This is a genomic window from Chitinophaga sp., assembly GCF_036569185.1.
Classification (GTDB): Bacteria; Bacteroidota; Bacteroidia; order Chitinophagales; family Chitinophagaceae; genus Chitinophaga.
Genome location: NZ_DATCRD010000235.1, coordinates 1 through 25880, shown reverse-complemented (window position 1 = coordinate 25880; position 25880 = coordinate 1). Strand labels below are relative to the sequence as shown.

Sequence of the window (25880 nt, the reverse complement as noted above, 5' to 3'; positions counted from 1 at the left end):
GGATTAATAATCTTGAACCTTTATGCCCAGGTCACAAACCATGGGAAATACCATTAGACGATAACAATGGTATTCCTTTTGAAGCAGGCTGCTGTGATAAAAGCGGCCAAAGAGCCACTATGCAAGTGGCTTTAGTAACAGGTAACAACGTTTATTTTGCTAATACTTTCAGTAGCATCTACATCCCTAATACCTTGTTGAAGGGAATCCCATCCGAGATAGATCGTTTGCTTAAAATCTGCGAACAAAAATATAATGCTCTAACCGATCTTGATAAGACCAGAGAAGATTGGGCAGAAAGACGCATCAATGCAGAATTGCTGCAAGAGTACAATGCAAAAGTAGAGGATCAGGTAGTCGCGATCCAGCAGTTAAGAACAGTTTTTATAGAAGGTATTAATGTATCCTCATACCAAAAGGATAATGATCTGCACGAAGTGTACCGCAAAGAAGAATATGATGTCTTCAGTCAAAATGAAAAGTATCTGGAAGATGGCCTAATGTTCGCTGATATGCCATTGAATGATACACTCAAGACATACTTTAAAAAGATCCAAAAGATAGAAGAACTAAAGGTCACCTCAGTACAATTGGACTTTAACCGTGTGACACCGAGTGAACGTGTTATTGTACCAGGAGGTAAAGTGGTAACAAGCAACTGTAAAAATATTTTTTCCAATACTCCTGAAGAAGTGTTTATATTACCCGCTGTAGAGAACTACGGAGAAGGTATCTTCTTTGAATTTAATGCAGAAACATTAGAAGAATGGAATACTTCACTGGCGGAAGTCTTGTCTAAGCGTATCGCTTCTTTAATGCCAACTGGTGGCAGCTTCAATGGGAATGCACTCCGACGCAGGATACAACGCGACGGTGCTAAAGTATTATTGATACATACCTTTTCCCACCTCATTATGCGAGAGCTTGAGTTCTCTTGCGGCTATCCCACTGCCAGTCTTAAAGAACGTTTATACATCTCTCCTGAAATGTCAGGCGTATTGATCTATACTGCAGATGGTTCGGAAGGTAGTATGGGCGGTCTTATCTGGCAGGTACAACCCGAGCGTATGACGAAACTGATCGTCAAAGCAATGGAGAGAGCATTGGATTGTTCTTCCGATCCTTTATGCTGGGAAGATGAAGGTCAGGGCCTGTTCAACCTTAATCTTTCCGCCTGTTTTTCTTGTGCTCTGGTATCAGAAACAGCATGTGAAGAAAGAAATTTGGCGTTGGATAGAAGGATGCTAGTGGATGGAGAGTTTGGATATTTTAAGAATACGTTATAAAAAAATGACAATGCATTAAAAAAACAATATAAAACACTAAATACAACGGAATTCTTGAATCGTTATCAACCTAATGATTTTCAATGTCATAAATCTGTTTTTTGTGCCTACCAACATTCCACTACCGGAGTTTAGGACCTTTTCGACTAATCTTTGCTTTTTCCAAAGGCCTTAAGGTCTTTTCGTTTTCAATTGATTTATCTAATTCAATGTTTCCTATAAAGGTAAGAAGTGGTACAAGGGGTTCGATTGTGATCCCGTTCAGCCCGCGAAGCGGGAGTATCACAGGATGCTCCCGCTTTTTTTTTGTAGAAGCAACCTTCTTGCTCTACAGCTCCGCACTTTCCAGCTCCCGTTGCCGTTCCTTAATAAATTCAGAATGGGTAAGGCCCCAGCGGTCCATCTGCTCCAGGATGGGCAATATACTTTCGCCAAGTGAGGTAAGACGGTATTCGGTGCGCTTGGGAAAGCCTTCTTCCGCACATTTTTCAATAGCGCCAAAGAACAACAGTTCGGCTAATTGCATTTCGATCACACGTGCCGAAGCATCAGTTATATAGCGTCCAATATCGGCCGGGCGGTTAATGCCCCTGTTGATAGCATCGAGGATGCAGCATTTCCATTTGCCGCCAAACATTTTCGCTGCTACGCGGATACCACAGTCAAGGTCTTCTTCTATCTTTTTGGTGTACATCGCATATAGGTTTCAGTAAAATTAAGCATTCCTTCATAAGGAATGATAATGCATGCTTACCGAATCTTTTTTCGGTTATTGTATGGCTGCTGGCCGGGCAGGACTTTTGTAAAAAAATAAGATTAGAGATGAACAACAAGAGCAAAGCGGCATTCAGTCCCTCCCGCACCGACATCATTCCTTTACTGATCTGGATTGCCGTCATTTTTATCACCTGGCTGTTTATGCATGGAGCCGACCGTTTTCTGGAACTGACACCCGAAGCCCTTGGCAAATATTTCGAAGTACGCTGGGTGCTGATCGCGCATATTACGGCAGGCGGCGGAGCGCTTATTACCGGTATAATCCAGTTCTGGCCAAAGCTGCGTAACTACAGCTGGAAGCTGCATCGCTTTATTGGCTTTATATACCTGCTGGCAATCCTGGTGAGCAGCAGCTGCGCCCTGGTGCTGGCCTTTACTACAGCCTACAAAGTGAACTGGGCCAATGCCTTTACACTCCAGGTATGGGCAGCCGTATGGATCAGCGCTACTTTCGTAGCTTATTATGCCGCGGTAAAAAGGAAGTTTCAGCTGCACCGTGAATGGATGACACGCAGTTATATTGTTACAGTGGCTTTCCTCATTTCGGGTTTTGCCTATAAGATCCCTTATGTGCAGCAGCTGGGCAGCTACGAAGAAATATCTACGCCATTGTTCTGGATGGGCTGGGCAGTACCACTTTATGTGTATGAAATCCTCCGCAGCAGGAAGGGGCTGGCAAAATAGCCGGCTCCGGGTCTGTATCATCAGGAAATAAAATGTTTTCCTACTTTCGCGGGGAAGGCTGTCCCACATGAATGCATACCTACAGGATAACAACCAACTTTTTCAATTAATTTCAGAAGGCGATGAAACTGCTTTCAGACAGCTTTTTCACCTATATGTTCCTCACTTAAGGGCAATGGCGTTCCGCATTATCCAAAATGAATCTGTCACAGAAGATATCATCCAGGAAACTTTTCTCAGGCTGTGGATAAGCCGCGATAAACTGAAAGCAATAGAACAGCCCCGTTCCTGGTTATACCGTATCGCTCTTTATCAATGCTTTACCTATTTGCGTAAACAGGCGGTGCATCATAGGGCCGTAGCCAGTCTTACACCAGTGGAGCCGGTATTTAGCCCGGAAGAGGATATGACCTACGCTTTTATGAAAGAACAGGTGGGCATTGCGGTACAGCAATTACCGCCACAGGCCAAACGGATATACCTGCTAAGCCGGGAACAGGGACTGAAGATCCCTGAAATAGCAGCAAAGCTCTCCCTGTCGCCCAATACTGTAAAGAATTCCCTTGTACGGTCCCTGCATTCCATCCGCGGGCACCTGAAGCAATTGGGCATGCTGTTTCCCCTGCTTATCCTGTGGTTGCTGAAATTGTAAAAATATTTTTCCCTCCCATGGGTCCTAAATGAAAACTTGCGCGTCTTTTATATAAGGAGGGATATTTCACGTTTGAAGAACACACCAAAATCATCCCGTTTAAAAACTGTAAACCAATCTCAAATTGTCAACACAAAACCGCCTTACATACCTGCTTGGGCAGGCAATGCAGCGCTCTGCTACTGATACGGAGTTGCAGGAATTAATAACGCTGATCAGGGAAGATAATAATGGCAGCATTACCCGGGAGGTAGAAGCAATGCTGTTAAAGCAGCTTCCGGATACTGCCACTGCTGGCTATGATATGAACTATTGGGATGATATCGCAAGCAGGATCCTCACAGCTGATAAGCCGGAAAGTGAGGACGATAATTCAACAGAAGAAACCGGTTTATCGCCTGCTGTTATCCGCCTCAACCCATGGCGCTGGATCTCAGCTGCTGCCGCCGTAATGGTATTATCCTTCGGCTTCTACTGGTTTTTGCGGCCAGCTGCCCGTAAACCCACAACTATCGCTTCCTCACAGGTATCAAATGACGTTACTCCCGGTGGGAACAAAGCCATGCTCGTGCTGGCAGACGGCACCGAGATTCCTTTGGACAGTACTGCCAACAAAGCGCTGACACAACAGGGCAACACCAGCATTATACAACCAGCCGGCGGGCAACTGCTGTATACCCAGCAAACAGGAGGCCCGGAAAATGTTGACCTTGTTCAATACAATACCCTGCGTACACCACGGGGCGGGCAGTTCCAGGTAACCTTACCCGACGGAACCAAAGCATGGCTTAACGCTGCCAGCTCACTAAAATACCCTGTTGCCTTCAAAGGAACTTCCAGGCAGGTAGAGCTAACCGGGGAAGCCTACTTTGAGGTAGCGCATAACAAAGCAATGCCGTTTAAAGTGATGGTGCGCACCGGCCAATATGATAGCATGGAAGTGGCCGTGCTGGGCACACAATTCAATATCATGGCATATGCCGATGAAACCCTGGTGAAAACCACATTGCTGGAAGGCGCAGTAAAAGTCAGCAGCAGCGGCGTCAGTAAACAACTGGCACCAGGCCAGGGCGCTTACCTGGACAGGCAACATCATACGCTTGCCTTACAACAACAGGTAGACACCGAAGAAGCAGTAGCATGGAAAAACGGCCTTATCCAGCTGGATGGGAATGATATAACATCTATCATGCGCATGATCGCACGCTGGTATGATGTGGATGTGATATACACCGCTCCTGTGCCTGCGCATTTCCGTGGTATCATCCCCAGGAATGTGCCGGTATCGCAGGTATTAAAAATGATGGAAATGACCGGAGAAGTACACTTTGAAATCAAAGGGAAACAGATCATCGTATCTCCCTGATGCATTTATACTAAAAACTGATACAATATGGGTCCTTAAAAATTCCACTCCCCGTACCCATACAGATACAAAAAACCGGAAGCGTTGGCCCGCTTCCGGCGAAAGTTGGGTCTGTATGTAAAATCGCTCGTAGCAATAATTCATTATTTACCCAAACCATACAAAAGTATGCAATTGATGCTTTATTCCCAAAGCAGGCAGCTTCGTGCTGCGTGGGATAAAAAACTTCCACGATTATCGAAAAAAATATTACTGATGATGAAATTAACGGTACTCTTACTAACCGTTGCCCTACTGCAGGTGCATGCAACAGGGTATTCTCAAACAGTTACCATTTCAAGGAGCAATGCGCCACTGGACAAGATCTTCCAGGAGATCAGGAAACAGACGGGTTATAGCTTCCTTTATACCGATGAACAAATGCTGCAGGAACGGAGGGTAAACCTGCAATTAAAAGACGCTTCCCTGAAAGAAACACTGGATGCCTGCTTCAGGGGAATACCTTTTACCTACAGCATATCAGACAAAACCATCGTCATCAAACGTAAACCTGCGGCAGATGAAGTGGTAGCCCCGCCCGACCAGGAAGTCAGGGGCAGGATCACCAATGAAAAAGGAGAGCCATTGCCCGGTGTTACCGTGCTGGTAAAAGGTACCACGAAAGGGGTAGTCACCAATCCGGATGGAGAATATGTAATCAGGGTGCCTGATGGCAACGCCGTGCTCGTGATCTCCTCCATTGGCTACAACAAAGTGGAAATGCCGCTGAACGGGAAGAAGGAATTGTCGCTCGCACTGGAGCCCTCTTCTTCCAATATCAATGAACTGGTAGTAGTAGGATATGGAGAACAAAAGAAAGGTACGCTCACGAACGCTATCTCTTCCATTACCGCCAAAGATTTCCAGGACGCGCCGGTGAACCGCCTCGACCAGGTATTACAGGGCCGCGCTACAGGTGTACAGGTAACCAATTCCGCCGGCTCTCCCGGCGGCGCCGCCCGCATCCGCATCCGTGGCTCCAATTCTGTGAATGGTGGTAACGACCCGTTATACGTGGTGGATGGCTTTGTGGGCGCAGAATTTTTTGCCATTAACCCGGATGATATCGCCTCTGTACAGGTACTGAAAGATGCAGCAGCCACTGCTATTTACGGTAGTCGCGGATCTAACGGTGTAATCCTGATCACCACCCGGAAAGGCAGTAAGGGCGGATTGAAAGTAAATTTCACAACACGGCAGTCAACATCCACCGTTATTAAAAAACTGGACCTGCTGAACGCGGCCGACTTTGCAGAAACCGTTAATGCACATGCTACGGCTGTTGGCACTACACCCAAATTCACAGATGCACAGATCGCGGATTTCCGCGCCAAAGGTGGTACCGACTGGCAAAATGAGATTTTCAGAAGAGCGCCTTCACAGGAATATATGCTCAGTTTAGCGGGTGGTACCGATAAAAGCGGCTATTTTATCTCCGGCAATTATCTCAACCAGGACGGTGTGATCAACAACTCCTTCTACAAGCGATATACCTTACGTTCCAATATCAACGCTAACCTGACCAATACTATCTCTACTTTTCTGAATATTACCGGGTCTTACAGTACAGCGCAAAATATAGATATCCCCGCTGATGGCGCCAGCAGCCCGCTGGCACAAGCCATCACCTGGGCTCCGACAACGCCCGTGCGTAATGCAGACGGCAGCTTTGTAGTAAGCGATCCTGTAGGCTCACTGTCTTACAACCCCTTGGCGCTTACCGTCGACAGGTTGGCAGTAAGAGACAGGATGCTGGCGAACGTTATCGGTGGTTTTAAATTCGGGATCCTGCCGGGACTGACTTTCAATATGCAATATGGAGCTAACTTCCTGCAGTATGAAGACAAATCCTTTGGTGGAAAAATCACCAATAACAATACTTCCAGCGCCAGTATAAGAACCAACAAAGAAATTGTGCTTCAAAATACCAATACCCTGAATTACAGCAGGGTGTTCAACGGCGTGCACAGCCTGGACGCTACGGCTGTAATGGAATATCAGCAATCTACCTACAATTATTCTTCTGCCGGATCTTCCAACCTTACTTATGAAAACTTTCAATGGAATAACCTTGCTCTTGGCACAGCAGGCAGTCCAGGTTCCGGTTATTCCAAATGGGCATTGTTTTCTTTGGTAGGCCGTGTCAACTACGGCTATAATGATAAGTATCTTTTATCTGCTGCAATAAGAAGGGATGGTTCTTCCAGGTTCCGTGGCAGCAACAGGTACAGCTATTTCCCTTCCGTGTCGGCAGGATGGGTAGTAAGTAATGAACCGTTTATGCAACAGGTGAGCGCTATCAATTATTTAAAACTGCGTGGAAGCTGGGGACTAACCGGTAACCAGGCCATTAATCCTTACAGCACAATTTCATCCTATTCAAATATACCAGCATCGTTTAATAACAGTAGTCACCAGGTAGGGTTAGTGATTGGCAATATCGGTAACCCTGATCTGAAATGGGAAACCACAGAACAGAAAGATGTGGGAGTAGATATCGGGTTGCTGAAGGGTAGAATTTCTGTTAGTGCAGATTATTTTATTAAAGATACACGCGATCTGCTGTTGCAGGAAAGCGTTCCGATGTACCTGGGAGGCAACTCTATTACACGCAACGTAGGAGCTGTGCAAAATAAAGGCTGGGAATTTTCTGTTGATGGCGATGTAATCGGTAATGGAGCTGTTCGGTGGAACACCGGGTTCAATGTATCGTTCATTAAGAACAGGGTCGTTTCCCTGGGCGAAGGTAAAACAAGGATCTTTGACCCTAACACCCGTAAGATTGGCGGCGGCATGTCCCCCCAATCCGAATTTGTAGTGATGCCGGGCCAGCCACTGGGCGCTATCTGGGGCCTCACCTATCTCGGCACATGGAAGCCGGGCGATACCAAAGCAGGTGAGTATGGCGCCAAGCCAGGCGATTCCCGCTATGTAGACCTTAACAATGATGGGAAAATAGATGCAGACGATTATCACATCATCGGTACCGGTATCCCGAAAACATCCATTGGCTGGAACAACACTATCACCTATAAGGCATTTACGCTGAACCTGCTGTTCCAGGGGCTCTTTGGGTTCGACAGGCTGAACTACAACAAAGCCGTTGCCATGTATTATGGCGCAGATGCACGTGAAGCCACTTATGTGGATATCAAAGACCGGTATATTCCCGGCGTGAATGAAACATCCGATATACCTGCCTTCAGCTCAACTAACAGGAACTTCACGCAAAGCACCCGCTTCCTGGAAAAAGGAGATTTCCTTCGCCTGAAAAATATCAGCCTGGCGTATAATATTTCCAAATCAAAACTGAAAAATATTGCCGGCATCAAACTATTTGTAAGCGCCACTAATCTCCTGACATGGACCAACTATTCCGGCATAGATCCTGAAAGCAATTCATCATCCGGCGATATCCGCCAGGGCATTGATTTTGGAACTTATCCGAATGTAAAAACCATCACCGGGGGAGTAACACTGAGCTTTTAAAAATAACAGTTATGACTATACGATACTACCTGAGATATACAATATACCTGTTCCTCTGCCTGATCCTGGCAGCCGGATGCAGTAAGGAACTAACAGAAAGCCCGAAAGGGTTGGTGGCTGGCGACGATGCTTTAAGCAGCCAGGCGGGCCTGGAAACCGTACTTACAGGCGCTTACGGTAGCCTGATGGTGCCCTGGACAAGTGGTTTCACCACTGTATCGCAGATTGCCATGACCATGGGCGGCGATGATCTCACCACACATCCCGGCTCCAATAAAGAGGAGTTCAGGGAGTTTGATCTTTTTAAAGTATCATCACTGAACAGCCGGATGAATCCCATCTGGCTGGGCTGTTATAAAACGATACAGTCTACCACCAACATCATTAACAATTATGACAAGGTACTGAATGGCAACCAGGACACTATCCGGGCGATAGTGGGCGAAGCCAGCTACCTTCGCGGGCTTTCCTATTACTGGCTCACAAGGCTTTGGGGAGAAGTGCCCATCATTCCTTCAGAGAAATACACACCGGAATATCTTAACCTGAAGAAAAGCAAGCCGGCAGAAATATACCAACTGATAGAAGCAGACCTTCGCCGGGCGGAAGAATGGATGCCTAATGGCAGACGTAGCGGAGGGCGGCCTAATAAGGGATCTGCAAAAGCCCTGTTAGCAGATGTATATCTCACAGAAGCAGGCTGGCCGCTGAAGGACCAGGCAAAGTATGCGCTCGCAGCCGCCAAAGCCAAAGAGGTGATCGACAACAAAGCGCTTTACAGTTTTGATCTTTACTCCGGCGATTACCTGAAAATTTTTGCAGGAGGAACCGTGGAAGATGTATTTACCCTTCTTACACGCGGAAGCTGGGTCACCTACAATTCCTTTTACGGGTTATCTACCATGCCGGAAGATGAAGGAGGGTGGAGCGACTTCTTCCCTGAGTTAAATTTCTTCAACAACTTCCCTGAAGGCCCCAGGAAAGACGCCACTTTCAGCACCGAGTTCAAACTGAGTAACGGCACTACTATTCCCTGGCAACAAACCAGCACCCATCATCCTTATTATAAAAAGTTCACTATCCAGTCTGGTAAGAAAGATGTATACATGTCCAATAACCCGGTGGTTATGATGCGTTATGCGCATGTACTGCTGATTTATGCGGAAGCGCAGGCGCGTTCTACAGGTACGCCTAACAGTGACGCCTATACGGCAGTTAATGCTGTACGGCGCCGGGCCGGTTTATCTGACTTACCAGCCGGTATGTCGGGCGCCAGCTTTGCCACTGCTGTTGTAAACGAGCGGGCCTGGGAATTTGCCGGTGAGTGGAACCGGTGGTTTGACCTGGTAAGACTGGAGCAGGTAGAAGCCGCCAATGCCAATAAGGCGGCAGGCGATCTGCAGCCGGGCGGCAATATTACCAAAGCAAACTACTGGATGCCTATACCCGGCGCAGATGCGGCAGTGAACCCCAACTTATGACCTATAGACGAATGAAGCTCCTATCATTTCTTTTTAAATACCCGAAGCCCGATAAACCCTGCCGGTACAGCCAATAGCTGTACCGGCTAATTCCACTTTAAACAATTCCGTTATGAAAACTAGCAAACCAAAATCGAACGTTCGCAGAAAGATCTCTTTGCGACGTACCGATCGGCTGCTGCAATTTTGCGGTAACCGATTGAAAAAAATTCCTGTATTCTTATTGCCGTTTTGTTTGTTGTGCTGTACACTTAACGCGCAATACCTGCTGCTGGATGATATGGAGGGGCATGGCCTCTGCTCCGGCAAATGGACCTATTACGCCGGCAATACCACCACCGGTAAGGTTGAATTTGGCGTAGCCAATCCCAATCCTTCCGGCCTGAATACCAGCCCCCTGGTAGCCAAATTCACAAAAGACACCAGCTGCTTTGAGTATATGAGCACGAGCTGTCAGCTGAGAGATTCATTTGATCTTTCTGCCAACAGTACATTCAAAATGCTCGTGTACAGCAGTACGCTGGATGAAATCATGTTCAAACTGCAACCCGGCAACAACTACAGCAAGGCCGTATTCTTTACCTTCAAGCCTTCCCGTGTGAACCACTGGGAAGAAGCCACGTACAACTTCCAGAGCGTAAAGAACCGGACGGATTTCAACACCATCGCCATACAGTATATTGATGGCAAAAAAGCCAATGGTATCCTGTATTTCGACCTGGTACAGGGACCCAATCCCACCGCCATTGTGTTAAAAGACACCACCATCCTGATGGGGCATGAAAATGGCGCGGTACTGACAGCATCCGTAATAGGTGGTACGCTGAAGCCTACGCTGACCCCGGCTAACTGGTCGGCCGCCAATTTGCCACCTGGTGTTACCATCAGCGGTGTTACGCGGGTAAATGACAGCACGGCAAGTATTACACTCAGCGGCAATTCCCCTGCTAATTATTCAAGGGCTGCCCTGAAACTCAGCATAGCCGGCGCAGAGCTGACCACTGCTAACGTTGCCGCCTATACGGCCAAAGGAAACGTGGTATTTGAAGGCAATCCCAACTGGACGCTGATATTCGCCGACGAATTCAATGGCAATGGTAAACCGGACCGGACCAAATGGACAGTGGATCCCCGCCCTAAGGGATGGATCAATGGAGAACAACAGGTGTATACAGACACCACTCATGATAATGCCCAGGTGAGAAACGGCCGTTTGGTGATTACAGGAAAAAAAGATTTTCCTACGGGAAATACTACAGAGCCCTGGTCTTCCGCCCGGCTTATCACGCAAGGCAAATTTGATTTTCTTTATGGCAAGGTGGAAGTGAGAGCCAGGCTGCCCCGCGCACGCGGCTCCTGGCCTGCTATCTGGCTGATGCCCACCACCAGCGCCTATGGCGGATGGCCTAAAAGCGGGGAACTGGATATTATGGAACATATTGGCAATAACTTCGGAACGGTACTGGCAACAGTTCACACACAGAACCATAACTGGACCAATGGCGGAGGCATCAGTAACAGTAAAAAACTGATGGATGTTGATACGGTATACCACATATACGCCATGGAATGGGCCCCGGATACTATCCGGTTCAGGTATGATTCCACGCTGATCCTGTCTTATGCCAACCCGCATACCGACTGGAAAGACTGGCCATTTGACCAGAAATTCCATCTCATCCTGAACGTGGGCATTGGCGGTGGAATGGGTGGTACAATCGTGGATGCAGACTGGCCCGACAGTATGCTGGTAGACTATGCACGCGTTTACCAGAAAGGTCTTGGTACACCAGTATTGGACAGCATCACGGTAACGCCTGCCGACTTATCGTTCCTCCCGGGGAAACAACAACAGTATACCGCAAGCGCTTTGGACCAGAACGGACATCCCATGGCGATTACACCGGTATGGAGCATCACCGGCACGGGTAATACGATAACTGCCAATGGACTCGCCACGTTGAACAACTCGGGGCAGGTAATCGTTACTGCTACTGTAGACAGTACCACCAAAACCGGCACTGCTTTCGTGACCCGTCGTACTCCCAACTATAAGCCCATTCCCGCTAAAATAGAAGCGGAAAATTTTGACAATAGTAATTCCACTCACACGGAACCCTGTTCAGACGTTGGAGGTGGCATTGACCTGAGCTACATAGGCCCCGGCACCTGGTTTGAGTACGATATTGATGTACCGGTGAGCGATACCTACAGGATACAATTCCGGGTTGCCGCCAATGGCGCTTCCAGTCTCCGGGCCCAACTGGATACCACTACACTGCAAACCGTAAGCCTGCCTGCAAGCGGCGGATGGCAGAAATGGATCACTGTAACGTCGGCGCCTATACGATTGGAACAAGGTCAGCAAACCATCCGTATTATTGCCAATAAAGACGGCTGGAACTTCAACTGGCTGCGTTTTATCCGTTCAGACTCCGTTCATCTCAACCGTGTTGTTGTAACACCAGACAGCGCTACTCTTACTTCCGGGCAGGTGCAGCAGTTTTCTGCAACAGGTTATGCACAGGATAGCAGCGTGTTGCCTATATCGCCGGTATGGTCCGCCTCTAACAGCGGCAGTATCAGCAGCAGCGGCCTGTTTAATGGTAATGTGGCAGGCGATTACCTGGTGATGGCTACTGCCGAAGACAAACAAGACACTGCTATTGTGCATGTAATTAATCCGCCTGCACTGGCACGCATCACGATCACACCAGACTCCTTAACAGTACCGTTACGTGCATCCCAGCAATACGTGGCAAAAGGATATGACCAGCGCAACAATCCATTTACCTTTAAGCCCACCTGGAACGTAACCGGATCAGGAAACAGCATCGATACAAACGGCGTCTTTACCGCCGGCGCTACACCCGGCACATTCGCTATCATCGCTTCAGGAAATGGTATATCCGATACCGCTGTTGTAACTGTAGATTATACCTGTACCGTTAATAATAAGTACGAAGCTGAAAGCGCTTCCAACCGCGCTCCCGGACCGGTGCTGGAAACCTGTACAGACACAGGCGGAGGACAGAACTTTACCAGCCTGAAAGGAGGCGACTGGTTTGCATACAGTAACCTGGTAGTTCCTGTTGCCGGCAGGTACAATATCAGTTTCAGGGTATTATCCACCGCTCCGTCTAAAATATGGATCGGGCACAGTACCTATAAATTTGATACCATCTATGTACCATCCACCGGTGGTGTATGGCAAACCATTACGGACACTATCAGGCTGCCCGCACTCAATTATACCGGTGTGCATATATTATCCGGCAGTCCGAAATTCAACTGGTTCAGTATTGATAATTGCGCGGAAAACGAACCAGCCGCCCGTATGGCTTACAGTAAAACTGAATATCCTGCGGAAGAAACAGATAGCAAAGGGCCTGTCCTTTATCCCAATCCAACCAACGGGCAACTGACCATAGACCTGCGTGGTCAATCGTACCGGCGGCTGACACTGCTGAATATCCGTGGCAACATATTGCGGCAATGGAATATTCAGAAAGGTGAGCGGCAAATCAGCAAAGACATCAGCGCTTTGGCAGCGGGCACTTATATGCTGATACTGGAAGGCGACAAGAAAAACAAAACCTTCCGGATTATTAAAATCTAAAAACAAGGAGCCGCCCCATCCCCGAATGGGGCGGCTTTTTACTGCCATTATGAAACGAGCGAAGTATATCGGTTTATTGATCATTAACCTGTTGTTATTTCATCCGGCGTTAGCACAAAATGTAAAAATTATTTTTGATACGGACATGGATTCCGATGTGGATGATGTAGGTGCACTGGCCATGCTTCACGGGTTTGCTAACCGGAGAGATGCGGAAATACTGGCGGTAATGGTATCCGGTCTTAATCCCTGGTCGCCCGGAGCGGTGGATGCAATCAACACCTATTACGGCAGACCCAATATTCCCATCGGCGCGGTTCAGCGGTTTGGGGTGTACCATAAGTCGAAATATGCACGCAGTCTTTGCGAAGAATTTAAACATAATGCCCAACTGGATGAAAATACACCGGACGCCACAATGCTGTACCGGAAAATACTGGCATCCCAACAGGATACCGGCGTGGTGGTTGTAACAGTGGGCGACCTAACCAATCTTTCCAACTTATTAAAGTCCGGGCCAGATCAATTCAGCAGGCTAAATGGTACTGACCTGGTAAGAAAAAAAGTAAAACACATTGTATGTATGGGCGGCAGATACCCTGCTGATGTGGATCCAAATCCATGGGGTAATTTCAAACCCGACCCGCGCTCTACCCGGCATGTGGTGGCAGAATGGCCCACACGCATCTATTTCACCGGGGGCGGTGCTTTCGCGGATAGTGTACAAACAGGCAGGATCTTCTTCCAGGAAAAATATAAACACACCCCTATGGCCCGTGCTTACCAACTGTTCCTGGACGGATGGAACAGGAGCTGGCATCACAGCGCCGACATCATTGCCGTGTATGTGGCTGTTAAGGGGCATTTGCCTTACTTCAAATTAGAAGAACGTGGTTATAATCATATTTTTGAAGATGGAACAAATTTGTGGCGCCTGGCACCGAGAGATGACCGTCACTACCTGGTCAGTGAATTTGCCAAAGATGCTGATCCACGAAGGATTGCTGCCAAATTCGATTCATTGATGGCTCCGGGAAAATAGAGAGATATTCTTTGGCCTGAAAGCCCCTTTATTTGTCCGGATTGCCCTCCCCATATTTAATGTCATGTCTTATTTTTGGCTTATATCTCTAATCCAACAAAGCCACTAAAATGAGACCTGTAATTTTCGGTTTGAACATCAGCCTGGATGGGTATTGCGATCACACTTTTCCTACTCCTGATGCAGAGCTTCATGACTATTTCACAGGAATGATGGACGGCGTAGACCTGATCTTTTTCGGCCGCGTTATGTACCAGCTCATGTTTCCCTATTGGTCTGACGTTGCAAAAAACCAATCCGGCACAGCAGATGAAAACAGGTTTGCGGAAAAACTTACTTCTATCGACAAAGTTGTTATTTCGCGGACATTAGACAGTGTACAGGATAATACGCGGATCATTCGTAGTAATCCCGCAGAAGAGCTTCTTAAACTGAAACAGCAACCCGGGCAAAAAATTGCGGTAGACAGCGTAAGCCTGCTTCCGGAATTGATAACAGCAGGTCTTATCGATGAATTCCGCTTAGTTATTCATCCGGTAATAGTGGGGAAAGGCAGACGATTGATGGATGATGGCAGTCTTCATGAGAACATTAATTTAAAGCTGGTTGAAACCATCCCTTTCAAATCCGGATGTGTGGCGCATCATTACCTGAAACAGTAACAGGGAATTTACTCTCCTGATTCATTGATGGAACGCACCGGCCGGCACGGATTGCCAAAGGCAACACAATTTTCAGGGATAGACCTGGTTACAACGCTGCCGGCGCCTATTACAGCGTTTCTTCCGATGGTTACACCAGGTAGTATAATTACTCCACCTCCTATCCACACATTGTCCTCTATTTTAACCGGCAGTGCGAAAGTGCGAAAATAGGGGATATCTTCATTCCCTGTCCAACCTTCCACCAATCGTTCCCGCATTTCTACCGGGTGTGTGGCTGTGTATATCTGTACATTGGAAGCGATCAGTACATTGTTACCTATTTCAATCTTATTGCAATCAACAAAAGTGCAGTTGATATTAATAATAACATTATTGCCAATGGAAATATGCTTGCCATAATCACAATAGAACGGCGTATCAATATTCACATTACTTCCGATAATATTGAATAACTGCGATAATATTTCTTTTCGGCTGGAAGTATCATCACTGGCTGTACTATTGTATTCCCGGGTAAGTTTTCTTGCCCTGTGAATAAGCGACTGAATTTCACTATCAGAGGTATTGAACAGCTGTCCATCAAGGCATTTTTCTATCTCAGACTTCATTTCATGTATTTATTTCCCGAAGGTAAAATCCTTTTGGGAGCTTTTTTTTCATCTATCTTAAAATCCTGTTCTGCGCCCTCAAATTACTTAAATACTGTTGGGTAATACCAAGAAAGGAAGCTATGTAGCCTAAATTTACCCGGTTTAAAAGAGTAGGGTTTTCCCGGCAAAATTTATCATACCGTTCATGCGCTGTAAGATTTAATCTATCCAGCCGTAAAGTTTGCATTTTAAATAATACTTCCTGGTGAATTACCCTGCCCCAGTTGGCCAGGTCTATATCCGATGCGAATAGTTGCTCCAGGATTTCAATGCTGATCAAATATATGCTGGCATCTTCCAGTACTTCTATAAATTCATAAGCGGGCATCTTATGATAAAATGAGGTAGATGAAAAAGTAATATCTCCTTCACAACTAAACCAGTTGGTTACCTCCTTTCCTTTTACAGGAAAATAAGTGCGGGTACATCCTTCTTCTATAAAATATACATAATGGTCTTTTGTACCGGGCCTGGTAAGCAAATGCCCTTTGGAATACTTATGTTCTTCCAAATGCCCGGCCAGCAGATCAAGAGAAGCTTCTGAAACATGATAGTAACGCCTTATTCCGGATACGATGTTGGATATTCTATCTTTATTCAATATGGGACTTTCTTTCAAATTTAGCCAGATTATTCTTTATCACCAATTAGCCAACTGATTCTAAAAACCAATACTTTTGTGTATGCAATCGGCAATCACGCAGGTAAAATTTAAAGCAGGGCTTCCTTTGGAAATTGAAATTATTTCAATTGCAGATACCGTTGCAAAACATCGCGATACTATTACTATACCTCACAGGGCGGAGTTCTATCATATTTTTTGGGTGCAAAAGGGAATCGCTGAATATCTTATAGACTTTGAGCCTGTAAAGGTAAAAGGACCTTCCTTCCTCTTTGTTAACAAAGACAGGGTACAGGCAATTGATACCAGGAGCAGGCATGATGGTAAGCTCCTGTTATTTACAGATAACTTTTTTGGAAAAACGGCAGAAGATGCAATGTACCTGCACAGTACAATTCTTTTCAATGACCTCCTGGATATTCCTGTTATCAGTGTTGCCTCTTCTCCTTCATTACAGGTTATTTTCAATGCTATTGAAGCAGAGCTAACAAAAGACAATGATGTCTACCATTACCAACTCTTGCACAACCTGCTTCATAACCTGCTTTTACTTGCAGAAAGAGAAAGGAGAAAGCAAGGCTTTAAAGAGATCGCCAAAGGCCCCGACCTTGACTATACAATATTATTCAGAGACTTGCTGGCAGCACATTTCAAAACCCTTAAATCAGTAAGTGGCTATGCTTCCCGGATGAATATATCAGAGAAGCGTCTGACCAATGCCACCTCCAAAACAATGGGTAAGTCGCCCAAAACTATTATAGATGAGAGAGTAATGCTGGAAGCCAAACGGTTGCTTACCCATACGCATCTTTCCATTAAAGAAATTGGCTACGATCTTGGCTTTGAAGAACCTACCAATTTCATTAAGTACTTCCGTAAGCATACAGAAAAGACCCCTATCGAGTTCAGGGCAGCCTGCCTTCATCGGTAAGTTCCCAAAAGTATCATTCTTCTTCCCTTTTCTACCTTTCCCGACCTTTTTACTTGTGCCATCTTTGTACCACAAAAAAAGAAGAATGAAAGCACTAAAAACAACATGGAAAATAGCTGCAGTCATCAGCATTACTTCATGTTCACCCAAACTCACAAATACGTCACATATAAACAATACAGGCATGAGCACAAAAAAACAGCAGGTCGCCGACCTTTTAAAAGCAATTGAAACAGGTGCAGCCGCACCGGTTGCCGTCATCAATCCGAACAACTACAAGCAACATAACCTGGCAGTTGCAGACGGTTTGGCTGGCTTTGGCGCAGCCCTTCAGCAACTGCCAAAAGGTTCTGCAAAAGTAACTACCGTGAGGGTTTTTGAAGATGGGAACTATGTATTTGCACATACTGATTATAACTTCTTTGGCCCTAAGATTGGTTTTGATGTTTTCCGTTTTGAAGATGGAAAGATCGTGGAGCATTGGGATAACCTGCAAACAACAGCAGGGCCCAATCCCAGTGGTCATACCATGACGGATGGCGCAACACAGATAACAGACCTGGATAAAACAGCAGCCAACAAAACATTGGTAAGATCATTTGTAGATGATATCCTGGTAAACGGCCGGATGGAAAAGATAGCAGGTTACTTTGATGGTGATAATTACATCCAGCATAACCCTCAGATCCCTGACCAGCTTTCCGGTTTAGGAAAAGCATTAGAGGAGATGGCCAAAGCAGGGATTACCATGAAATACGATAAAATACACCAGGTGTTAGGCGAAGGCAACTTTGTGCTTGTTGTAAGTGAAGGTCAGCTGGGAGGTAAACATACTTCTTTCTATGACCTGTTCAGGGTAGAAAATGGGAAAATAGCAGAACATTGGGATACAATTGAAGAAATTCCTGCAAAAGAGGAATGGAAGAACAACAACGGTAAGTTTGGATACTGATTCAATTTACTTATCCAGCTTTATTACGGTATAAATCAACAAGGGCCGCGCAGCCCCCAAAGCCACTCACAGAGAGTGGCTTTGCCAGTTAAATTTTACTTGCTCCTGAAAAAAAGAAGATATATATTTGTCCAGCACTTTTCGCAACAAGTTTTAACCCTCATCTTTTGAAAACCGCTCAACCCAAACGTAATATTCTGCCGTTTAGAGGGGAACTAACTTTACATCTGTTTTTTGGAGCTCATTTTATTGTGTCGTAAGATACCCAACCTATGCATACACAAAGCAGAAGGCATTTTTCAAAGAATGCCGCTATTTTATCTCTCATACTTATCTTTCTACCGCCTACCCTTGCGGCCGGAGCAGGACCGGAGTTTCGTGTCGCGTTCACGGATGCCGGTTATCAGGTCTACCAATACAAAGATCCGCATGTAAATGCCGTTTGTATAACCAATACGGCAGTAACCAACCGGGGCAAGGCAATTCACAGCGTTCAGAAAACATTAAACCCTCATTAAAACCGATTCTATGGATCAACCTTAGCCGATCAAAGTAAAATAACAACTCCGTACTGGCGTGACAGAAGAACCTTATCCCTTACCGGATTTACCTGCGGCCAAAATTATCAAGATCAGTACAACCAATAATAAAGCAAAAAATTAATTCTTGATCAGGGAGCAGGAATGCGCTACGATGTGAAAGCACCAGTGAATGACTGGCAAAACCCTTTCCCCTGCATTTAACAGTTTTATATGAGTAACCTATTTACCCTGGCTATCAACAGGAACCTGCTGATACTTTTCCTGATACTGGCAGGTTTCAAAAGCTTTGCATCCGGTACGCGTTTTAAAGATCCTTCTTCCACGGCAACAGCTGCCACTGGCCCACAAATCACAGGTGTTACCGTGCCTTTAAACGACTACTACGGGATTTTTAAGAATCTTGACTTTAAAGTAAAATATGACCAGGTGGTCATTGTAAACCAAACCACCGGTACTCCGTACATCAACCTGACTATTGGCACTGATGTGGTAGAGGCTTTATATACTGGCGGAAGCGGCACAGATGTGCTAACATTCCGCTATCCTATACAGTTTGGCCAAATGGATATGGACGGCATCACTGTACAACCATTGCTACAGAACAACGGTGGCACTATCAAAGATGCACTGGGTAACGATGCTTCCACCGTGTTACAAAACGTTCCTTCAACTGCCCTGGTAAGGGTAAACACCTCCATACCGTCTGTAACATTATCAACTGTGCCTATGCCAACCAATGCACCGTTTTTTGTTACGGCTACTTTCAGTGAACCGGTGTCCGGTCTTAGTGTAAGTGATTTCAATGTGCTGAATACAACGGTAAGCTCCCTGTCAACCTCCGACAATATCACTTATAAGGTGTTGATGACACCATCTTCCGAAGGTACCCGGCCAATCAGTCTGCCTTCAGGTATAGTTCAAAACATTGGTCACAATCCGAACACACCTTCCAGTACATTAATGTATACTTATGATGTAACACGTCCAATTGTTACTTCTGTAGCGGTGCCAGCACCCCGCTACTATAAAGAAGGAGAAGTATTAACCTTCACTGTTACCTTTAATGAAGACATTACACTGGACCTTACCGGTGGTTCTCCGATACTTAAGCTCGGTATAGGATCAGCGGGCGCCGATGCTGTTTACAGCAGCGTTACCAACAACAGCATCACCTTCAGTTATACAGTAGTGAACGGTGACATGGATATGGATGGCATCTCAGTAAATGCGTTTCTGGCCAACGGCGCAAACATTCGTGATATTGCTACCAATATTGCCGATCTCACACTTCATAACATTGCCTCTACGGCGAATGTACGTGTAAACACATCACATCCGGCCGTAGCGGTTACAAGCACTGCCCCTGCTATCATAAATGCACCATTTAATGCTACCATCACTTTCAGCGAATCCGTGATCAACTTTGTGGCAGGTGATGTGACTGTTTCCAATGGCACTGTAACTAACTTCACTGCTATTGACTCCCGTACTTACACTATAACAGTTTCGCCAACTACTGATGGCGCCGTAACCGTGAATGTAGCTGCCAATGTAGCAGAGAATATCGCCGCCAATGGCAACAACGCCTCCAACACCCTGTCCCTCATCAATGATGTTACTCCCCCTTCAGTAACATCAGTAGATGTACCACCCAATGGTTTTTATAAAGCATCGTCTATAATGGACTTCACCGTTCATTTCAGCGAAAACATTACGCTGAATACAACCGGCGGCACCCCTCAACTGAGTCTTACCTTTGGCTCATCTACCGTAAATGCTACCTATACCGGCATGGCAGGTACAGATGCACTGAATTTCAGTTATACGGTGGTGAATGGCGACATGGATATGAATGGTATTGCAGTAAGCGCCCTCCTGCTTAATGGCAGTACCATTGAAGACATTGTCAGTAACAATGCAAACCCGGCATTAAATAATGTGGCCAATACCACAGGTATATTTGTCAATACACAGCATCCATCCGTAACACTGTCTACAACAGCGCCAGCATTAGTAAATGCTCCTTTCTATATCACTATTGTCTTCAGCGAAGCCGTAACAGGTTTGGCCGGGGATGATTTCAGTGTAACCAATGCAACCGTCGGCGCTCCGCTTACTGCAGACAATATCACTTACACCGTATTGGTTTCGCCCGGCAGTAACGGCCCCGTAAGCATCAGTCTACCAGCAGGTGCGGCTGTAAATATCGGTGACAACGACAATACTGCTTCCAACACGCTCAATAATACCTATGATGGTACCGCCCCAACAGTTACGGCCGTAGCGGTGCCCGCAAATGGGTACTACAAAGCAGGTACAACGCTCGACTTCATTGTCAGATTCAGCGAAGACATCACGCTGAATACAGCCGGCGGTGTTCCTTCGCTGGGGCTCAACATCGGTACTGCAGTTGCTAACGCCACCTGTACCGGCACTAACGGTACGAATGGGCTAAACTTCAGTTACACAGTACAAAGCGGCGACATGGACACGGATGGCATCAATGTAAGCACCCTGTCATTAAACGGCGCTACCATCAGGGATGATGCGACTAACAACGCTGACCTGACACTGAATAATGTTGGCAACACAACATTTGTACGGGTAAATACTGCTATCCCTACAGTAACACTATCTACTACTGCGGCCAGTTATGTTAATATGCCATTTGTTGTTACTGTTACTTTCAGCGAGCCGGTGAACGACCTTACGATGGGTGATTTCACCACAGTGTCTGCGGGGCTCAGTGGCCTTTACACCACAGATAACATCACATATACATTAACAGTAACGCCACTCGCCGAAGGCCCTGTGAGTATCAGCTTACCAGCAGATAAAGCGGTGAATAACGGCGACAATGGTAACGCGGCATCCAATACGCTGAGCGTTACCTACGATATCACCCAGCCAACTGTTGCATCTGTAACCGTACCGGCAGATCAATATTACAGAGCTGGACAAGTGCTGAACTTTACCGTCAACTTCGATGAGGACATCCAACTGGATGCCATCGGCGGTCCCCCTTATCTCACCCTTACTATCGGCACCACTACTGTGAATGCTACCTATACAGGTGTTTCCACCACAACAGGACTCAACTTCAGTTATACGGTAGTAAACGGGGATAATGATATGGATGGCGTCACTGTTAATTCACTGGTACTTAACGGTTCCACAATAAAAGATCTTACTACCAACAATGCTGTGCCAACGCTGACTAACATAGGGAATACTGCTAATGTTAGGGTGAACACTGTCAATCCCACCGTAGTACTGACTTCTGCTGCCAACGGATTGATCAATGGGCCATTCACTGTAACAGCTACTTTTAGCGAGCCGGTGACAGTACTGACCGAAAGCGATTTCTCACTCACCAATGCCACTGTTTCCGGTCTTACATCTCCGGACAATATCACTTTCACCTTAACGGTAATACCAGGTACCAATGGTCCTGTAAGCGTACAGGTACCTACTAATGCAGTAGTTAATGTTGGAGGTAACGCTAACCTGGCTTCCAACACACTTAACTTTACCTACGATGGCTCTAAGCCAACCGTAAATGCAGTAGCCGTACCAACAAGTGGTTACTATAAAGCAGGTGATATATTGAATTTCAAGATATCCTTCAGTGAAAACATCACACTGAATACAAGTAGCGGTAACCCTCAACTGATCCTTAATTTTGGCTCATCAACCGTAAATGCCGCCTATACCGGCACTTCCGGTACAGATGCACTGAATTTCAGTTATACTGTGGTGAATGGAGATATGGATATGGACGGCATTGAGGTAAGCTCCCTGTTGCTAAATGGCAGTACCATTTATGATGCTGCCAATAACAATGCAAACCTGACATTAAATAATGTGGGCAATACCACAGCCATATTTGTCAATACGCAGCACCCAACAGTAATATTGTCCACCGCAGCACCTGCAACAGTGAATGCCCCTTACACGGCAACTGTTACCTTCAGTGAGATCGTAACAGGCTTCGCCGCCACCGATATTACAGCAACGAATGCAACAGTAAGCAACCTGCAAACTTCAGACAATATCACTTACACCGTACTGGTTACGCCCGCCTCCAACGGCCCTGTAAGCATCAGCGTACCGGCAGATAAAGCTATAAATGTGGGCCGCAATGGCAATGCGGCATCCAACACATTAACCAATACTTATGACGGAATTTCCCCGCAGGTTATATCTGTAGCTGTTCCTTCAAACGGGTACTATAATGCAGGTAGCCCCCTGAACTTTAAAGTTAACTTTAATGAAGATATCCTCGTTAATACCACTGGCGGCATACCAACGCTGAGTATCACGATCGGATCGGCGACGGTCAATGCAGCTTACACCGGTGCTGACGGCACAAACGCAATGAACTTCAGCTATACCGTACAGAATGGCGACATGGACATGGATGGTATCAATGTGGGCACACTGGTATTGAATGGCGCAGCCATAAAAGATGTGGCCGGCAACAATGCGGTGTTAGTACTGAATAATATTGGTAACACCTCCGGCGTATTGGTGAACACCGTTCGTCCTGCCGTAACAATCTCCACTACCGCCGCTTCCAACATAAACACGCCGTTCACGGTCGATATCGCTTTCAGTGAAAATGTGACCGGCTTTACCAGCGGGGACATAACGGTTACAAATGGTACAGCAAGCCCTCTGACGGTGATCGACAATGCACATTACAGTATAACAGCTATACCGGATGCTGATGGTATTGTAACTGTAACCGTCCCGGCGAATGCAGCCCAGAACATCGGGCACAATGATAACACGGCTTCCAATACATTAAGTATCAACTACGATATCACCAAACCAACAGTTGCATCAGTAACCGCACCGGCGGATAAATATTACAGAGCAGGACAGGCACTGAACTTCACCATCAATTTCGCGGAAGACATCGTCCTGAATACAGCTGGTGGCAGTCCTTATCTCACCCTTACTATCGGTACCGCTACTGTGAATGCTACCTATACCGGCGTTTCCACCGCAAGAGCACTCAACTTCAGTTACACAGTGGTGAACGGAGATAATGATATGGATGGTATTACTGTTAATACGCTGACATTGAATGGTACTACCATACAAGACCTCGCCACCAACGACGCGGTACCAACGCTGAACAACATAGGGAATACCACTAATGTAAGGGTGAACACTGTCAATCCAACTGTAGTACTAACTTCTGCTGCCAACGCATTGATCAATGGGCCATTCACTGTAACAGCTACTTTTAGTGAGCCGGTGACAGTACTAACCGAAAGCGATTTTTCACTCACCAACGCTACTGCTTCCGGTCTTACATCTCCGGACAATATCACTTTCACTTTAACTGTAACACCAGGTACCAATGGCCCTGTAAGCGTACAGATACCTACTAATGCAGTAGTTAATGTTGGAGGTAACGCCAACCTCGCTTCCAACACACTTAACTTTACATACGATGGCACTAAGCCAGCCGTAAATGCGGTAGTCGTACCTGTAAATGGTCATTATAAAGCCGGTGATATATTGAACTTCGCGGTATTCTTCAGTGAAAACATCTCCCTCAACACCGCTGGCGGTGCTCCATATCTTAATATTATCCTTAGCTCCGGTATTGTGAAAGCCGCTTATACCGCCGCTACTGCAAGCAGCCTGTCATTCAGCTATACTGTACAACCTGGAGATATGGATCCGGATGGTATCGCACTGGGGGCTGCGCTCAGCTTAAATGGCAGCACTATAAAAGATGATGCCAATAACGATGCAGACCTTACACTAAATAATGCAGGTAATACCACCGGTGTATTTATCAACACACAGCATCCGGCGGTAACATTGTCTACCGCAGCACCAGCCATAGTGAATGCTCCTTACGCTGTTACTGTCACCTTCAGCGAACCGGTAACCGGTTTCGACATAAGCGATATAACAGCCGTTAATGCAACACTCAGTAACCTGCAAACTGCAGACAATATTACCTACACCATACTGGTTACGCCTGCCTCCAACGGTAATGTAAGCATCAGCGTGCCGGCGGATGCAGCCATAAATACAGGCAGCAATGGCAATACGGCTTCCAGTACATTAACCAATACTTATGATGGCATTGCTCCTAAGGTTACTTCTGTAGCGGTTCCTGGAAACGGGTACTACAATGCAGGTACCATACTGAACTTTACAATTAACTTTGATGAAGATATCCTCGTTAATACCACTGGCGGCACTCCAACACTGGGTATCACGATCGGATCGGCAACGGTTAATGCAGCTTACACCGGTACTAACGGTGCAAATGCAATGAACTTCAGCTATACCGTACAGAACGGCGACATGGATATGGATGGTATCAATGTGGGCGCACTGGTATTGAATGGAGCAGCCATAAAAGATGTGGCCGGCAACAATGCGGTGTTAACACTGAATAGTATTGGTAACACCTCCGGTGTATTGGTGAACACCGTTCGTCCTACCGTAACAATTACTACTCCCGCCGCTCCCAGCATAAACACGCCGTTCACAGTTGATATCGCTTTCAGTGAAAATGTGACCGGCTTTACCAGCGGGGACATAACGGTTACAAATGGCACAGCAAGCCCTCTGACGGTGATCGATAATGCACATTTCAGCATAACTGTGGTACCGGGTGCAAATGGTATTGTAACTGTAACCATCCCGGCGAATGTAGCCCGGAACATAGGGCACAATGATAACACGGCGTCCAATACGTTAAGCATCAACTACGACATCACCAAACCAACAGTTGCATCAGTGACCGTACCGGCGGATAAGTACTATACAACAGGACAGGTAATGAACTTCACCGTCAACTTCACGGAAGATATTATCCTGAACACAGCTGGAGGCAATCCTTATCTCACCCTTACTATTGGTACCACTACTGTGAATGCCAACTATACCGGTGTTTCCACCGCAAGAGCACTCAACTTCAGTTATACAGTGGTGAACGGAGATAATGATATGGATGGTATCACTGTTAATTCATTGGCGCTTAACGGTTCCACTATAAAGGACCTTGCTACCAACGATGCGGTGCCAACACTGAATAATATAGGGAAT

At 46.3% G+C, this 25880-nt stretch carries 15 protein-coding genes; 12 read left to right on the top strand and 3 right to left on the bottom strand.

The window, feature by feature from the left end:
- On the top strand, positions 1-1286 hold a 1286-nt coding region (locus VIM72_RS17745; RefSeq protein ID WP_332004168.1), incomplete at its 5' end, for a DUF1998 domain-containing protein.
- Positions 1287-1614: 328 nt separating this feature from the next.
- Here the strand turns inward: VIM72_RS17745 and VIM72_RS17740 are convergent.
- On the bottom strand, positions 1615-1980 hold the full coding sequence (locus VIM72_RS17740) for a helix-turn-helix domain-containing protein (protein WP_332004167.1): 366 nt from the start codon (positions 1978-1980) through the stop codon (positions 1615-1617).
- A 128-nt stretch (positions 1981-2108) separates the two neighbouring features.
- Between VIM72_RS17740 and VIM72_RS17735 the strand changes: the two genes are divergently transcribed.
- From VIM72_RS17735 to VIM72_RS17700, 8 genes are all read left to right on the top strand, one after another.
- Positions 2109-2747, top strand: coding sequence for a DUF2306 domain-containing protein (locus VIM72_RS17735; protein ID WP_332004166.1), 639 nt, complete (start codon positions 2109-2111; stop codon positions 2745-2747).
- 67 nt (positions 2748-2814) lie between these two features.
- Positions 2815-3399 (top strand): RNA polymerase sigma factor, encoded by a 585-nt coding sequence (locus VIM72_RS17730; RefSeq protein ID WP_332004165.1) that lies wholly within the window; start codon positions 2815-2817, stop codon positions 3397-3399.
- Positions 3400-3523: 124 nt separating this feature from the next.
- Positions 3524-4765: a FecR family protein gene (locus tag VIM72_RS17725; RefSeq protein ID WP_332004164.1), complete on the top strand. Its 1242-nt coding sequence runs from the start codon at positions 3524-3526 to the stop codon at positions 4763-4765.
- Between the two features lie 255 nt (positions 4766-5020).
- Entirely contained in the window at positions 5021-8293 is a 3273-nt protein-coding gene (locus VIM72_RS17720; RefSeq protein ID WP_332004163.1) for a TonB-dependent receptor, read from the top strand.
- 11 nt (positions 8294-8304) lie between these two features.
- On the top strand, positions 8305-9774 hold the full coding sequence (locus VIM72_RS17715) for a RagB/SusD family nutrient uptake outer membrane protein (protein WP_332004162.1): 1470 nt from the start codon (positions 8305-8307) through the stop codon (positions 9772-9774).
- 112 nt (positions 9775-9886) lie between these two features.
- Positions 9887-13393: a carbohydrate-binding protein gene (locus VIM72_RS17710; protein ID WP_332004161.1), complete on the top strand. Its 3507-nt coding sequence runs from the start codon at positions 9887-9889 to the stop codon at positions 13391-13393.
- Between the two features lie 49 nt (positions 13394-13442).
- The gene (locus tag VIM72_RS17705; RefSeq protein ID WP_332004160.1) at positions 13443-14435 is read left to right on the top strand and encodes a nucleoside hydrolase; all 993 of its coding nucleotides are present in this window, start codon (positions 13443-13445) and stop codon (positions 14433-14435) included.
- Between the two features lie 110 nt (positions 14436-14545).
- Complete coding sequence (locus VIM72_RS17700) at positions 14546-15097, top strand: dihydrofolate reductase family protein (RefSeq protein ID WP_332004159.1); 552 nt, start codon at positions 14546-14548, stop codon at positions 15095-15097.
- Positions 15098-15105: 8 nt separating this feature from the next.
- Here VIM72_RS17700 and VIM72_RS17695 read toward each other — a convergent pair whose 3' ends face one another.
- Both VIM72_RS17695 and VIM72_RS17690 read right to left on the bottom strand, forming a co-directional pair.
- Positions 15106-15708 carry a sugar O-acetyltransferase gene (locus tag VIM72_RS17695; protein WP_332004158.1) on the bottom strand — a complete coding sequence of 201 codons (603 nt, stop codon included), beginning with the start codon at positions 15706-15708 and terminating at the stop codon, positions 15106-15108.
- Between the two features lie 52 nt (positions 15709-15760).
- Positions 15761-16369 (bottom strand): Crp/Fnr family transcriptional regulator, encoded by a 609-nt coding sequence (locus VIM72_RS17690; protein WP_332004157.1) that lies wholly within the window; start codon positions 16367-16369, stop codon positions 15761-15763.
- Positions 16370-16433: 64 nt separating this feature from the next.
- Here VIM72_RS17690 and VIM72_RS17685 point away from each other — a divergent pair, with 64 nt between their 5' ends.
- The 3 genes from VIM72_RS17685 to VIM72_RS17675 all read left to right on the top strand — a co-directional run.
- The gene (locus VIM72_RS17685) at positions 16434-17303 is read left to right on the top strand and encodes a helix-turn-helix transcriptional regulator (protein ID WP_332004156.1); all 870 of its coding nucleotides are present in this window, start codon (positions 16434-16436) and stop codon (positions 17301-17303) included.
- A gap of 184 nt (positions 17304-17487) precedes the next feature.
- Entirely contained in the window at positions 17488-18255 is a 768-nt protein-coding gene (locus VIM72_RS17680) for a nuclear transport factor 2 family protein (RefSeq protein WP_332004155.1), read from the top strand.
- A gap of 752 nt (positions 18256-19007) precedes the next feature.
- The coding region (locus VIM72_RS17675) for a beta strand repeat-containing protein (protein WP_332004154.1) at positions 19008-25880 on the top strand (6873 nt) is incomplete at its 3' end.

What these genes read in the sequence shown, in the direction of transcription:
- VIM72_RS17700 (WP_332004159.1), top strand. Translation starts at nt 14,546, where the DNA reads ATGAGACCTGTAATTTTCGGTTTGAACATCAGCCTGGATGGGTATTGC.
- VIM72_RS17740 (WP_332004167.1), bottom strand. Translation starts at nt 1,980, where the DNA reads ATGTACACCAAAAAGATAGAAGAAGACCTTGACTGTGGTATCCGCGTA.
- VIM72_RS17695 (WP_332004158.1), bottom strand. Translation starts at nt 15,708, where the DNA reads ATGAAGTCTGAGATAGAAAAATGCCTTGATGGACAGCTGTTCAATACC.
- VIM72_RS17705 (WP_332004160.1), top strand. Translation starts at nt 13,443, where the DNA reads ATGAAACGAGCGAAGTATATCGGTTTATTGATCATTAACCTGTTGTTA.
- VIM72_RS17720 (WP_332004163.1), top strand. Translation starts at nt 5,021, where the DNA reads ATGATGAAATTAACGGTACTCTTACTAACCGTTGCCCTACTGCAGGTG.
- VIM72_RS17680 (WP_332004155.1), top strand. Translation starts at nt 17,488, where the DNA reads ATGAGCACAAAAAAACAGCAGGTCGCCGACCTTTTAAAAGCAATTGAA.
- VIM72_RS17715 (WP_332004162.1), top strand. Translation starts at nt 8,305, where the DNA reads ATGACTATACGATACTACCTGAGATATACAATATACCTGTTCCTCTGC.
- VIM72_RS17730 (WP_332004165.1), top strand. Translation starts at nt 2,815, where the DNA reads ATGAATGCATACCTACAGGATAACAACCAACTTTTTCAATTAATTTCA.
- VIM72_RS17710 (WP_332004161.1), top strand. Translation starts at nt 9,887, where the DNA reads ATGAAAACTAGCAAACCAAAATCGAACGTTCGCAGAAAGATCTCTTTG.
- VIM72_RS17685 (WP_332004156.1), top strand. Translation starts at nt 16,434, where the DNA reads ATGCAATCGGCAATCACGCAGGTAAAATTTAAAGCAGGGCTTCCTTTG.
- VIM72_RS17735 (WP_332004166.1), top strand. Translation starts at nt 2,109, where the DNA reads ATGAACAACAAGAGCAAAGCGGCATTCAGTCCCTCCCGCACCGACATC.